Below are 13,331 nucleotides of genomic sequence, written 5' to 3' on the forward strand. Positions count from 1 at the left end.
CCGTCAGAGTCGCGGCGAGCCGCGAACCGGCGATCGTTCGACGTGACGAGGTGGGGGGACGTCGACGCATCATCCTGGTCCTTTCGATGACATGGGGGGACGTCATCAAGGTGTGCGGGGGTCCCGAACGGTGTGGGGGCCGTCCGGGTCGACATCTTGACGGCGTACTGCCACGAGATTGGACTAGACCAGGTTCGGCGTCAAGACCTCCGACAGGCTCACCGGGGCAGGCGGCACCTGCCGGGCCGGGCATACACGGTGATCTGAGCGCCCCTCACCCGCGTGCGCGAGCATTGCGCGAAATGTGTCCGCAGGACCTCACGCTTGACGGTCTCCTGCGCGGAAGTGTCCTCGGGCTGGTCGGCCGGATCGCTGAGCACCACGAGTCGTACGGCCGACATCATCCTGGACCGGATCCGCGACGCCGGGATCTCGGTCCCCTCAAGAGTCCCCGACCGTACAGGATCCCGCGCCAGCGCCAGATCGTTCAAGCCGCTGAATTGACGCGGGTAGGAAAGCTTCCACTCGCGGCGGCGGGACGGCGCGAAGATGACCGCGTCCCCTTTTCGGGCGACGTTCTCCACGGTGTCGGCAATCGCGGTGACATTGTCCTTACGGCTTGACGGGGTACGCAGTTCAAGGGTCGGGGGGACCAGGGCGGCAACGATCGCACATGACGCGATGAGGGCCCCGGCCCGGTACATTCTCCTTCGGCTTCCCTGCCGGAGTGCATTTACGCGATCGAGCCCACGGCAGAACGCCGTCCCGAGCAGCAGCGATACGCCGATGCTGGAATACAGCACATATCTGTCCACGTACATCTTCTGAACAATCGAGCCCAGCAGAAGAAACAGGGTGGGGGCGATGGTCAACGGAATCGCCATCTGATTCAGTACGCGATACCGCCCGTCCCTGGGTGGATACTTCAGACACAGAGCGGCCAGGACGGCGAGTCCAGCTATCTGGAACCAATCCGCGAGCTTCGGGTTGCCGATCCAGGAGACCTGCCCCGACTGCCCCGCGCTGAAGTAAACGACCGGCAGCAGGCAGAGGAGGACGATCCCCGCCGACGTCCACCAGTGCCTCCGCATCCGGGCAGGGTGCGGGAGAGTCATCACCGTGACTCCGTGGGCCGCGAAGGCCAGAAGGGCGAATTCATGGAGCCAGGTCGCGGTCAGCGCGGTCAGCGTGTACGCCACCCAGAGTGCCTTCGACGCGTCCTCCAGTAGTCGGACAAAGAAATACGTCGCCAGAGCAACCAGCGCGCAGACAATGGCGTAGGACCGCCCTTCCTGCGCGTACATCTGCACTTCCGGGTTGACGGCGAAAACCAACCCCGCCACAACGCCTACACGTGCTCCCGCGATTCGGGATCCGATGAGTCCGACGAGACCGGCTGACGCGCAGATCGCCAGGACGGAAGGAATCCGCAGGGCGAACAGACCGCCGTCCCAGAACGAGAACAGCTCGTGCATGAAGAAGTAGTAGACACCGTGAACGGCGTCAGCGTTTCCCAGGAGGTGCATGATTTCCGAAGGACTGCGATGCGCCACCTGATAGGTGACCGACTCGTCACGCCACATGGAATTGTCCCGGCCCAGCCCCCACAGCCCCAGACCGAAGGCAGTTATTACCGGAAGCAGTACGGCCAGGAGTTTCCCATGTCCGGTCGACGACACGGCTCTTGCTGTCGGCGTCGCGCCCGCAACCGGATCCCCGGCCTCCGCGGCCGTACCCGCAAGGGCCTGATCGTGAAGTGCGATGCTGACCTCCGAAAAGCATGAAGGGGAGCGAACGGGCGACCTGCGCGATTCGTCCCACGTCGTAGTTTGTCAAGTCACCTTACTGGAAAGTCGTTTGCGGCTTATCGACCGGCTCGGTAAATGCGCGGTACCCGCTCCCGGGGACGCGGGGGGCACCGCGGGTCAGCCAAGTCGCCTGTGCGCGACCCGGGTTCGCGCGTCCCGAGACCGTCCCACCAGGCCCTCCTGCAACAGGCTTTTAACATTAAATCCAAGATGGAACCGTTGCCCTCCCTACCGCCGGGTGGCAGATTGCGTTCGCACGCAAGGTTTCTCACGGCCAGGGGTCGGGGCGCTCGCGGACACCGCGATCCTCCCGACAGCAGCGCGCGGCACCCAGGCATCGCGACAACCATCGTGGCGCAGCGTCGCGCCACGCGTGGCGTTGCACGACACCCATAAACGGCGGAGCCGGCCCACCCCGGCCCCGTGACGGACAACGGCCCTTTGCCCGGCCGGACCGTGAAAGGCGATGTCGGTAGATGACCAGCAGCGAAAGCTCAAGACTGTCCCGTCGAGCGCTTCTTCGGACCACCGCGGTCGGCGCCGCGGCGGCCGCCACAACGGTGATCAACCCGGGCGCCGCTTCCGCGGCCCCCGCGATACCCCCCACCCACGCCGACCAGGACCGGCCGTCCGCCGGAACGCGGCAGAAGGGGCCGATACCGACCCCGGCGGAGTACTTCGGAACTCCGATCGGAACCGACGGCTTCCTGGCCCAATGGGACAAGATGGTCCCGTACTTCCAGCTCATCGCTGCCCGCAGCGACCGGGTGAACTTCCAGGAGATCGGCAAGACCACCCGCGGATACCCGTACATCCTGCTGACCATCAGCTCGCGGAAGAACCTCGCCAATCTCGACAAGCTGGTCGCCACCAACGCCAAACTGGCCGACCCCCGAGGGCTGTCCGAGGCCGAGGCGAAGAAGCTGGCCACCGAAGGCAAGCCCTTCTACTACGTGCAGGCCGGCATCCACTCGACCGAGGTCGGCAACTCCCAGGCCGCCATCGAATGGGCCTACCGGCTGGCCACGGAGCAGTCCGACTACATCGAGAAGATCCTCGACAACCTGGTCATCCTGCTTCAGCCGTGCCAGAACCCGGACGGCATCGTCCTCGTCAACGACTACTTCGCCGCCACGGCCGGCACCGACTACGCGCGCACCTACCCCGACCTGTACAACAAGTACACCGGCCACGACGACAACCGTGACTGGATCATGCTGACCCAGATCGAGAGCAGGCACAACGTCTCGATTCTGAACAAGTACCGGCCGCATGTCTTCCAGGACTCGCACGGTGCCGGCGCCGGCGCTCCCCGGCTGTTCACGCCGCCATACCTGTCGCCGTACGACCCCAACATCGACACCATCCAGGTGCAGCAGACCGACACACTGGGCCTGGCGATGCAGCGGGGCATGACCGTCGCCGGCATGAAGGGCAACGGCTGGGGCTCCGAATACGACTACTGGTCACCCTCCCGGCAGTACTGCGTCTACCACGGTGCGGCGCGCATCCTCACCGAGGCGGCGTCCGCCTCCAACCTCGCCTACCCGCAGGTGGGCACGAAGCCGCTCGGCCAGCAGACCACCGACATCAACTTCATCGAGCCGTACGACTCGAAGACCTGGACGCTGCGCAACATCATCGACTGGGTCTCCCAGGCCTTCTACTCGGGCCTGGAGTCGGTCGCCTACGACAACTACAACTGGCTCTACAACTCCTACCGCATCGGCGCCAAGGCGGTCACCAGGACCAGCCCGTACGCCTATGTCATCGCGGCCGGACAGCGCGACCCGCAGGCCGTCCTCGACGCCCTGGAGATCTTCCACCTCGGCGCGGTCGAGATCAGCCAGGCGCAGGCCGCGTTCACCGCCGGCGGCAAGCAGTACCCCACCGGGTCGTACATCATCTATCTCCAGCAGCCCTACGCCGGGTTCGCCAAGACGCTGCTGGAGGTGCAGGACTACCCGCAGTTGCTGGAGTACCCGGGCGGCCCGCCGCAGCGGCCGTACGACACCACCGCGCAGACCCTGCCGATGCTGCTCGGCTTCGACGCCGATCTCATCGCCGAGTCCTTCTCGGCCAGGACGAAGCTGCTCAGCTCCGTCGAGCCCCCGGCGGTCAGCACGCCGTCCGCACCGCCGCGCACCGGGGCGTACGCGATCGGCCCGGAGTCCTACGGGGTGTTCCGGATCGTCGCCGCGCTGCAGAAGCAGAACATCCCCACCTTCCGCGCCGCCGCCCAATTCACCGACGGCGGCCGCACGTTCCCCGCCGGCACCTTCCTCGTACCGCCGACCTCGGCGGCCCGGAAGCTCCTGGAGACCCAGTCGAAGGACACCGGCATCCCGGTGTCCGCCCTCAGGTCCGTGCCCGCCGTGGCCGGCGTCCAGCTCAAGCCGGGTACGAGGATCGGCCTGCTCAAGCCCCCGGACAACATGCCCTCCGGCTGGCTGATGTGGACGTTCGAGCAGTACGGGGTGGACTACTCGGTCGTGGAGGCGAGCGACTACGCCAACCTCGCCGACAAGTACGACGCCATCATCATGCCGGACGGAGTCAGCAAGAACTCCATCGTCAACGGCCTGAACCCGAAGAGCTATCCGCCCGACTGGGCCTGGGCGTTCGGCGTCGGCACGACCGGCTGGAACCAGCTCCACGACTTCGTGACCGGCGGCGGCACGCTGGTCACCTACGGCAGCGGGACCGCCACGGCCCAGTCGCTGTTCACCCTGCCCATCACCTCCGTCCTGCCCAGCGGCTCCTCCTCGGACTTCTACTGCCCGGGATCGCTGCTGAGCCAGGAGCTCGACACGAACAACCCGGCGGCCTGGGGTGTGCCGGCGAACAACCCCGCGTGGTTCGTGTCGGACGACGCGTACAAGCTGACCAGCACGACCACCTACCCGGTGGAGGTCGTGGCCAAGTACCCCGACAGCGGTAACCAGTTGCAGAGCGGCTGGCTGATCGGCGGCGAAAGCCTCAACGGGGCGGTCAACGGCCTGTCCTGGACGATCGACAAGGGGTACGTCGTCACCTTCGGCAACGAGATCGGGTTCCGCACCTGGAACCGGTCCGAGCAGCGGATGCTCTTCAACGCCGCGTACTACGGGCCCTCGACGAAGCTCACCGCCAGTCAGTTCCAAGGCCTCGGAAAGTAGCTCGCGCGGTGGTGGGGGACGGGTCTCACCGTCCCCCACCACCGGCGGCCCCGGGCCGGACAGACAGACCGGACTGACAGACCGGACAGACAGAGAGGAAGGCACCGGTTGTACGCCGACGATCGGACACCGCGATGACGGAGTCGCCAGGAGTGGACGGTCCGCTCGCCCAGCCACCCGCCGACGCCCCGGCCGCGATGGTGGAGCTGCGCGGGGTACACAAGTCGTACGGCAGTGTCGAGGTGCTCAAGGGCGTCGATCTGACGGTGGCGCGCGGTGAGGTGGTCGCGATCATCGGTCCGTCCGGTGGTGGCAAGAGCACCCTGCTGCGCTGCGTGAACCTGCTGGAGCCGGTGACCTCCGGCCAGGTGCTGCTGGAGAACGAGGACCTGACCGGGCCCGGCGTCGACCTGAACAAGGTACGCCGGCGCATCGGCATGGTCTTCCAGCAGTTCAACCTCTTCCCGCACCTGTCCGTCCTCGACAACCTCGCCCTGGCGCCGCGCAAGCTGCTGAGGATTCCCAAGGACCAGGCGCGGGAGCGGGCCACCGCTCTGCTGGCCCGTGTAGGGCTGGCCGACAAGGCCGACGCGCACCCGAGGCAACTCTCGGGTGGACAGCAGCAACGGGTCGCCATCGCACGGGCGTTGATGATGGACCCGCACGTGATGCTGTTCGACGAGGTGACCTCCGCGCTGGACCCGGAGCTGGTCAGCGAGGTCCTCGATGTGATGCGCGACCTCGCCCGCTCCGGGATGACGATGCTCTGTGTCACCCACGAGATGGGCTTCGCCCGTGAACTCGGCGACCGCCTCGTGCTCATCGACGGTGGCGTGATCGCGGAACAGGGCCGCCCGGCCGATGTGCTGGACCGGCCCCAGAACGACCGTACCCGCCAGTTCCTGCGCAAGGTTCTCAGATAGCCCGCCCCAGCGGGCAGAAGGTAGTTACGCCGTGAGATCGAAATTCGGCATCGTCATAGGTACGGCGATGGTCCTGCTCCTCGCCGGGGGCTGCTCCTCCTCGTCCGACGGCGGTTCGGGCGGTTCCACCGCCGCCACCGCCAAGCCCGTGAACGTAGGGGCGCCACTGCCCGCCGAGGTGAAGAGCAAGGGGAAGCTGACCGTCGGCGTCAAGTGCGACTATCCGCCGTTCGGCTACATCGACGAATCGTCGAAGAACGCGGGCTTCGAGATCGACATCGCCCACCAGATGGCCTCCTACGCGTTCGGCGACCCCAACGCGCTGACCCTGACCTGCGTGACCGGATCCAACCGGGTGTCGTTCCTGACCTCCAAGCGCATCGATCTGATCGAAGCGACGATGAACTACACCCCGGAACGCGCCCAGACCATCGACTTCTCCACCCCGTACTTCGACAGCGGCGTGAAGCTGCTGGTCCCCAAGAACTCCCCGATCACCTCCTTCGAGCAGTTGGCCGGCAAGTCGGTCATCACCACCAGCGGCGCCACCGCCAGCCTCTGGCTGACCCAGTGCATGAAGGACGTCAAGCAGACCCTGTTCACCGAGACCAGCCAGGCACTGACCGCACTGAACCAGAAGCGCGGCGACGCCTTCGCCCAGGACGACACACTCCTGCTCGACCTGGCGGCGAAGAACCCTGAACTCAAGGTCGTCGGCGACGCCAAGGCCGACAGCCCCTGGGGAATGGGCGTCCGCAAGGGCGACGCTCAGATGCTCGCCTGGGTCAACGGCGCGCTGGCCCATATGCAGCAGGCCGACTTCTTCTGGACCGAATTCCAGAAGACCGTCACCGACCCCTCGGTGCAGAAGCAGTTCGCCAAGTTCGTGCCCCGCCCGAAGAGCGATCTGACCTACCCGTCCGGCTCCACCATGAAGTGCTGAGCATGCTCGACGCTTCCGGTTACGACTTCGACCCGGGCTTCATCGCCGACCATCTCGGCGATCTGGGCACCGGCCTGCTGCGGACGCTGGCAATCAGCGCCATCGGCATGGCCGGCGCCCTGCTCGTCGGTGTGCTCCTCGGCGCGATCAGCGCGCTGCGCATACCTGTCGCCCGACAACTGATCACGGTCTACGTCGAGGTGTTCCGCAACACCCCGCTGCTGGTGCAGATCTTCTTCCTCTTCTTCGCGCTGCCGGAAACCGGGCTGCGACTCGACGGCTTCACCGTCGGCTGGCTGTCGCTGCTTCTGTGGGGCGGCGCCTACAACGTGGAGAACTTCCGCGCCGGCTTCGAAGCCGTCGAGGGCGGTTACGTGGAGGCCTGCCGAGCCCTCGGCTTCCCCCGGCTGTCCGCCTTCCGGCAGGTCACCCTCCCCCTCGGCGCCCGCATCGCACTGCCGTCGGTCACCAACATCCTCATCTCCGTCTTCAAGAACTCGTCGTTCATGGTCGCGATCAGCTACCCGGAGCTCACCGAAACCGCTGTCAACATCGTCGCCGTCACCTTCCGGGTGTTCGAGATGTTCCTCGCCATCGGCGTCGTCTACCTGGGACTGGTCTGGCTGATGTCACTGGGCGCCGGAGCCGTCGAGCGTCGCTTCGCGATACCAGGAGGACACTGATGCCCCCATGGGTCGGACCCGTGGCGAGCTACCTCGCCGGCGGCCTGCGCGAAACCGCCCTGCTGGCCCTCGTCAGCATCGCCGCCAGCCTGCTGGCCGGAATCCTGCTCGGCGCCGTATCCACCCTGCCCAGCAGACCGGTCAGGGCGGTGGTCCGGGTCTACGTCGAAATCTGGCGGGGCCTGCCGATCATCATCATCCTGTTCTTCATCTTCTTCGTCCTGCCCATCATCGACATACGCGTGAACACCTTCATCTCCGCCGCCATCGGACTGTCCCTGTGGGGCAGCGCCAACATGGCCGAAGTCGTGCGCGGCGCCGTCCAGTCGGTGCCCCACGGGCAGGCCGAGGCCGCGGCGGCGCTGGGCTTCTCCTGGACCGGACGCATGCGACACGTACTCCTGCCGCAGGCCGCCCGGCGAGCGCTGCCCCCGGTCATCGGACTCGTCGTCAACCTCATCCAGCAGACCTCGCTGGCCGCCGTCATCGGACTGCTCGACATCCTCGAAGCGTCACAACGCTCCATCGAACGGCTCACCCTCTCCGGCGGCTCCACCCACGCGGTGCCGATCCTCGGCGCCGTACTCGCCGTCTTCTTCGTCATCTGCCTGCCACTGACGATGCTGTCCCGCTGGTACGAGCGCAGACTGCACTGACGCTTTCACTGACACCTCATGACACCTCACTGACACCTTGCTGACGGCTCACCGCCGTCTCACCGACGCTTCACGGAGAGAAGGGGGGCACCGGCGACCGTGACTGTCCAGCGCCACACCCTGCTGAACGCTGCCTACGACCACCTGCGGGCCGCCATCCTCGACGGCTCCCTCACCCCGGGCTCGCGCGTCACCGTCCGCCCCCTGACCGAACAACTCGGCCTCAGCCCGACCCCCATCAAGGCCGCCCTCGCCGCGCTGGAACGCGAAGGCTTCCTCATCTCCGTACCGCACCGCGGTTATTTCGTCCCCGAGGCCGGCACCGACGACCTGTTGGAGCTGTACGAGCTGCGCGAGACCGTCGACGGGATCGCGGCGCGGCGGACGGCCGGGGCGCCCAACCACGCCCAGATCGCCACCCAGTTACGCCGACTGCTCGCCAGGCAGCGCAAGGCCATCGAGGCGAACAACCTTCAGCGCTACGGGGAGTTGGACCTCGCGTTCCACCGCCTGATCTGGGAGGGCGCGGGCAGCCGACGGCTCATCCCCATCGCCGAGAACCTGATCGCTCAGGTGCGCATGGGCAACCGTCTCTCCGCGCGGGCGACCGGCCGGCTGCCGGTCGCCGTCGAGGAGCACGAGGCCATTCTGGAGGCGATCCGGCGGGGCGACCCGGGGGCCGCGGAGGCGCACATTCGCGGCCATGTCCGCGAGGCGGGCCAGGCGCTGCGGCGCTACCTCGCGGTGCAGGAGGAGGCGCCGGAGCAGCCTCGGCAAGCCGTGACTTCACGGGACCGGCACGCGCCCGGTCCTCCTCGTCCCGGCTGTCGGTGTGTTGCGGGGTGTCTGTCGGTGACCTGTAGGCAGTTGCTGCGATCTTGAGGTGTGGGCAGGCGGCGCGTGTGTGCCTGTCCAGCCACCCCGAGCGCGAGGAGCCTGCTGCCATGACCCCCGAATCCCGGACCCGTACCCGGACCCGGACGTGGGACGTTCATCGTCTGCCACCTGCCGAGGGCAAGACCTTCCTGGTCACCGGTGGCAACGCGGGGATCGGCTACTTCGTCGCCGAACAGCTCGCCGGAACCGGGGCCGACATCGTGCTCGGCAGCCGGGACCCCGTGAAGGCTGAAGCCGCCATGGCCTCGATCCGCTCCCGCGTCCCCGGCGCGCGCGTGCGTCACCTGCGGCTCGACCTCGCCGACCTGTCGTCTCTCAGGACCTCTGTGGACACACTGGAACTCGACCACCTCGACGCCGTGGTCCACAACGCCGGGGTCGCGCTCGACGAACCGCGGCGCCGCGAAACCAAGGACGGCAACGAGCTCATGTTCGGGACCAACCATCTCGGCCACTTCGCGCTGACCCGATGGCTGGCACCCCTGCTGTCGGCCGCGCCGGGGGGCCGTGTCGTCACGGTCGGCAGCTTCGCGGCGAAGTCCGAGCGACTGGATCTGGACGATCTCCAGTCCACCGAGGACTACCGGCCGAAGCGCACCTACGGGCGGTCGAAGCTGGCGCAGATGTACTTCGGCCTCGAACTCGACCGCCGGTTGCGGGCCGCCGACAGCGCGGTGCTCAGTGTGGTGGTCCACCCGGGTGGCGCACTGGATTCCCTTACGCCCGACCGCCCGCCGCTGCACATGAGGACTGCCGGTGAGCGGCTGGGCGGCCTGCCCCCCGGCCTCGTCCTCCAGGGCAAGGACGCCGGAGCGTGGCCCGCGGTGCGGGCCGTCCTCGACCCGGAGGTGCGGGGAGGGGAGCTGTGGGGACCGAGGCTTTTCGGCCTACGGGGCAGGCCACGGCCGGAGCCCCCCTACAGTCACCTGGCCGATACCACGGTCGCGGCTCGCCTCTGGGACGCCAGTTGCGAACTGGCCGACGTCGACCAGGATCTCGGTCTCCTCCGGGCGTCCTAGGTTCCGACAGATCCTGGCGTCACCGCACCGCGGGTACGCCAGGTGTCGAGGTCGACGACGACCTGCGGGCCGGGCTGGACCTCAGTTGGCCCGCGTGGTCAGGAGCGTCAGCCCTTGCCCAGGCTACGGTCGAGGAGGGGGAGCAGGCGGTCCCAGTGGCGCCGCATCGCTGAGGCGTTGAAGGCCTCGGTGTCGGCCATGGTGAAGCCGTGGATGGTGCCGGGGTATATCTCGGCGGTGTCGCCGATACCCGCCTCGCCCAGGATCCGGTTGAGCTCGCCGATGCTCTCGGCCGTCATGTCGCCTTCGGCGAGGCCGAGATGGAGCTGCGCCGTCAGCTTGGGGAAGAGGCAGTGCGGGCTGTCGGCCGCGTCGGAGACCAAGGGGCTGGGGTGGAATCCGGCGACGGCGCCCACCTGGTCGGGGTGAGCGGCTGCGGTACGTATCGCCAGGGGGCCACCCATGCAGTAGCCGATCACGGCGACCGGCCCGGGGCTGACCTCGGGCCGCGCGGTGAGGAACCTGAGATAGGCGTCGGCGTCGCGCAGGGCACGTTCGGTGGTGTGCGCCTGGATCAACGGCATGAGCCGCGCGAAGACCGCGGGCCGTACCTCTTCTCCGATGTACTCGGGAAGTTCCACCACCGGTGCCGGCCCGTGCCGGTAGTAGAGGTTGGGGACGAGTACGTAGTACCCGTGCCCGGCCAGCTCGCAGGCCATCTCCTCCAGCACGGGCCGCAGTCCGAAGGCGTCCTGGTACAGCAGCACCCCCGGGTGCCGCTCGCCATCCTCGGGGAAGGCGGCGAAAGCGTCGGCCTGGCCGTCGGTGGTGGGAATCCGCAGTGTCCTGGTGGTGCTCACGTGGGCGTGTTCGTGATCCATCTCCGTGACCCTAGTGGGGGAGTTCGCCGTTCGTAACGTGGTTTCGCAGAGCGGGCGCCGCGGCGCGAACCCGGTCGATGTCGGCTGGAGTGGTGGTCACCAGATCTCGTCGACCAGTTCTTGCAGGGAGAGGTTCCACTGGGAGTCCTCATCGGCAAACGGTGTTGTGTCGAACTCCTCGACGGCCAGCCTGAAGCGCTCGGCGAGTTCCACCGGCTCCAAGGTCTCGTTCTCGTGGTCGACTTCGAGCTTCCGGAACTCGATCAGCGCACGAAGGAACGACTCGACGTCCCGGTGGAGAAGGATGTAACCCGTCTCGCCCTCCGGGAACGCGTATACCTTTCCGGACCCCGGATCAAGCGCGATGAGTGAGGTGAACAGATTTCCCAGCATCCACCAGGACCGGCTCTCCGGGGGGCACGGGAAGTTGTAGTAATCGAATCGGTTTCCGAGAGCTACCGGGTCCATTTCCGCGTCATACGGGTCTTCGGGATCGATCCGCGAAGAGAAGACTTCGGAATGAGGTAGCCCCACGAGGCTCAGAAGGGATCCGGCACGCGGATCAACGTCGGCATATTGTGGAAAAAATACCACGTTCTCCAGGCCGTAGGCTTCGATCATTCCCGCAGGGGACACTGAAAAATTCACTGGTACATCCTAGCGCATCACAGAACTAGCAGTTTCTTCAGTTGATTGACATAGGCTATGTGCTCCTTGTTGGTCGTCTTCCCGCTCGCGTCATAATAATCTGCGGCATGCGTGACTTTTAAGTCGTCAGAGAAATGGTAATCGAGCCAGCGTGCACAGACGGGGTTCTTCTGACAGGGTTCGCGCGAGCTGAACACCTCGGTGAGGCCGTTTTGCAGCCCACCATGGATCAGCGGCCGGCCGATCATGCGCTCGGAGTGACCGAGTTTGTTGCTGTAGCCGACGAGGATGGACTCCCGGCCCTTGGCGTCGAAGTAGCGACCGGCGGCGTAGTTGGTTCCTTTGCTGTCGCCACGGGCTTTGCGCGCCGCATGTGTGGCCTCCGCGAGGTCGTAACCGTAAGGGTCCACCTTCTTTGAGACGACCCGCCCCTTGTGGTCACTGTCGGCGTGAAAGTCCGCCTTTTCCTTGTCGGTCTTCGGGATGTAATAGGTGTCCGTCGGCCTGACAATCCCGTCGAGGCGCGTCCTGTCGTGGTCGTCGAGTTTACCCGTGGTGCCGTCGGGATGGACTCTCTGTATTGTTCCGTCAGCGTTCAGAAGGTACGTCCGCTGCTCGGCGTCCGGCCCCTTCTTCTCCGCAATACGGTTGACTTCGTCGCGGATATCTTGGTCGTTGTCCTTGTGGATCTTGGATGTTGACTTGACTCGGTCGGGTAAGGTCTCCGTGACATGCTTCGTGATCTTTCCGAGTGCACGGTCCGTGCCTTTGATGGCGCCGTTCAGAACACTGTCAAAAGCCTGGGTGAACGGGTCACGCCCCTTGCTCCTTCCGAAAGCGTTTTTCGCCTTCGTCAGGTGTGTCGAGGCGTTCAGGTGCATTTCTCTGCCGTGCGCCGAGACTTTCCCTGCTCCGTCCTCGAACTCGACGTGATCGATATGTGTGACCACCGCGCCCGACCCCGATATCCCACTCGCCGAGGCCAGTTGCATGCCGCCGTGGCCGCCCTTGCCACCGGCCGTGCCACCTCCGCCTGCGGAGGGTACGGAGAACGCACCCGAGACGAGGTCGAGCGCCACGTCCTCGACCATCGCCTCCAGCTTCGCGTTGACCGGCTCGGTGATCTTGGCGAGGACCTCGTCGACGATCCGGTCCACGGCCTCGTCGATGATCCGCTTGACGAGCTGTCGCATCGCGGTGACCTCGGCGGCGCCGATCAGCGCGGAAAGGCCGCCGGTGACGACGGCGAGTCCCGCGGAGATGCCCACCGAGGCCGCCATGCTCGCGAGTTCGATCTCGGCCTTGGTCTTCAAGCCGAAGATGATGTCCGCGAGGACGTCACAGGCAGTCGCGAACAGCCGGGCCAGCGCCGGTAGTTTCTCCAGGTGACTGGCCTTGACGTGGCCCCAGTGCTTCTCCATCGCGTCGACGGACCAGCCCTCGGAAGAGGACAGAATCCGGGTGACCGCCTTGTGCGCGTCCCCGCCGTGTCCCTCGAACTTGTCCGCGAAATCTCGCATGGCGGTGGCCATTTCGCGGTAGTCGTCCTCGTCCACGTTCGGGAACTTGATCCCGATGAAGTCCAGGACGTCGTCGAGCCAGCCCGGAATCGTGTAGCCCATCCCCCGTCGTCCCCTTCTCGTCGGCCCCTACGATGCGCGTGCGAAGAACGTAGCGACCCAACTGCCAAGTAGGTAAGGGGAATTGAAGGCTAT

11 protein-coding genes are annotated in these 13,331 nt (G+C 66.3%); 7 read left to right on the forward strand and 4 right to left on the reverse strand.

Annotation, left to right across the window (positions count from 1 at the left end; genetic code table 11):
• Positions 1 to 218: 218 nt before the first annotated feature.
• Positions 219 to 1,679, reverse strand: coding sequence for a glycosyltransferase family 39 protein (locus QR77_RS32085; RefSeq protein WP_236710893.1), 1,461 nt, complete (start codon positions 1,677 to 1,679; stop codon positions 219 to 221).
• A 605-nt stretch (positions 1,680 to 2,284) separates the two neighbouring features.
• On the opposite strand from QR77_RS32085, the gene QR77_RS32090 reads away from it, so the two are divergent.
• The 7 genes from QR77_RS32090 (at position 2,285) to QR77_RS32120 (ending at position 10,087) form a co-directional block, all read left to right on the forward strand.
• The gene (locus tag QR77_RS32090) at positions 2,285 to 4,966 is read left to right on the forward strand and encodes a M14 family zinc carboxypeptidase (RefSeq protein ID WP_078877411.1); all 2,682 of its coding nucleotides are present in this window, start codon (positions 2,285 to 2,287) and stop codon (positions 4,964 to 4,966) included.
• 197 nt (positions 4,967 to 5,163) lie between these two features.
• On the forward strand, positions 5,164 to 5,889 hold the full coding sequence (locus tag QR77_RS32095) for an amino acid ABC transporter ATP-binding protein (protein WP_040029012.1): 726 nt from the start codon (positions 5,164 to 5,166) through the stop codon (positions 5,887 to 5,889).
• A 31-nt stretch (positions 5,890 to 5,920) separates the two neighbouring features.
• Positions 5,921 to 6,832 carry a transporter substrate-binding domain-containing protein gene (locus tag QR77_RS32100; protein WP_040025550.1) on the forward strand — a complete coding sequence of 304 codons (912 nt, stop codon included), beginning with the start codon at positions 5,921 to 5,923 and terminating at the stop codon, positions 6,830 to 6,832.
• Between the two features lie 2 nt (positions 6,833 to 6,834).
• A complete protein-coding gene (locus QR77_RS32105; RefSeq protein ID WP_040025556.1) occupies positions 6,835 to 7,515 on the forward strand; it encodes an amino acid ABC transporter permease in 681 nt (226 codons plus the stop codon).
• Positions 7,515 to 8,171, forward strand: coding sequence for an amino acid ABC transporter permease (locus tag QR77_RS32110; RefSeq protein ID WP_040025558.1), 657 nt, complete (start codon positions 7,515 to 7,517; stop codon positions 8,169 to 8,171). Before QR77_RS32105 ends, QR77_RS32110 begins: the two co-directional genes overlap by 1 nt.
• A gap of 99 nt (positions 8,172 to 8,270) precedes the next feature.
• Positions 8,271 to 9,053, forward strand: coding sequence for a GntR family transcriptional regulator (locus QR77_RS32115; protein WP_063798105.1), 783 nt, complete (start codon positions 8,271 to 8,273; stop codon positions 9,051 to 9,053).
• A 62-nt stretch (positions 9,054 to 9,115) separates the two neighbouring features.
• Complete coding sequence (locus tag QR77_RS32120) at positions 9,116 to 10,087, forward strand: SDR family NAD(P)-dependent oxidoreductase (protein WP_040025560.1); 972 nt, start codon at positions 9,116 to 9,118, stop codon at positions 10,085 to 10,087.
• A gap of 107 nt (positions 10,088 to 10,194) precedes the next feature.
• Here QR77_RS32120 and QR77_RS32125 read toward each other — a convergent pair whose 3' ends face one another.
• From QR77_RS32125 to QR77_RS50080, 3 genes are all read right to left on the reverse strand, one after another.
• Positions 10,195 to 10,968: a dienelactone hydrolase family protein gene (locus QR77_RS32125; RefSeq protein ID WP_040025561.1), complete on the reverse strand. Its 774-nt coding sequence runs from the start codon at positions 10,966 to 10,968 to the stop codon at positions 10,195 to 10,197.
• 96 nt (positions 10,969 to 11,064) lie between these two features.
• Positions 11,065 to 11,589: an SUKH-4 family immunity protein gene (locus QR77_RS32130; protein WP_040025562.1), complete on the reverse strand. Its 525-nt coding sequence runs from the start codon at positions 11,587 to 11,589 to the stop codon at positions 11,065 to 11,067.
• 44 nt (positions 11,590 to 11,633) lie between these two features.
• Positions 11,634 to 13,238: a nucleic acid/nucleotide deaminase domain-containing protein gene (locus tag QR77_RS50080; RefSeq protein ID WP_040025563.1), complete on the reverse strand. Its 1,605-nt coding sequence runs from the start codon at positions 13,236 to 13,238 to the stop codon at positions 11,634 to 11,636.
• Between the last annotated feature and the right edge of the window lie 93 nt (positions 13,239 to 13,331).

This window comes from Streptomyces sp. 150FB, from assembly GCF_000818195.1.
In the GTDB taxonomy this organism is placed as follows: Bacteria; Actinomycetota; Actinomycetes; order Streptomycetales; family Streptomycetaceae; genus Streptomyces.

Bases quoted from the DNA above. Each gene is read 5' to 3' on its own strand.
- QR77_RS32095 (WP_040029012.1), top strand. From the start codon at position 5,164: ATGGTGGAGCTGCGCGGGGTACACAAGTCGTACGGCAGTGTCGAGGTG.
- QR77_RS50080 (WP_040025563.1), bottom strand. From the start codon at position 13,238: ATGGGCTACACGATTCCGGGCTGGCTCGACGACGTCCTGGACTTCATC.
- QR77_RS32110 (WP_040025558.1), top strand. From the start codon at position 7,515: ATGCCCCCATGGGTCGGACCCGTGGCGAGCTACCTCGCCGGCGGCCTG.
- QR77_RS32130 (WP_040025562.1), bottom strand. From the start codon at position 11,589: ATGATCGAAGCCTACGGCCTGGAGAACGTGGTATTTTTTCCACAATAT.
- QR77_RS32090 (WP_078877411.1), top strand. From the start codon at position 2,285: ATGACCAGCAGCGAAAGCTCAAGACTGTCCCGTCGAGCGCTTCTTCGG.
- QR77_RS32120 (WP_040025560.1), top strand. From the start codon at position 9,116: ATGACCCCCGAATCCCGGACCCGTACCCGGACCCGGACGTGGGACGTT.
- QR77_RS32105 (WP_040025556.1), top strand. From the start codon at position 6,835: ATGCTCGACGCTTCCGGTTACGACTTCGACCCGGGCTTCATCGCCGAC.
- QR77_RS32125 (WP_040025561.1), bottom strand. From the start codon at position 10,968: ATGGATCACGAACACGCCCACGTGAGCACCACCAGGACACTGCGGATT.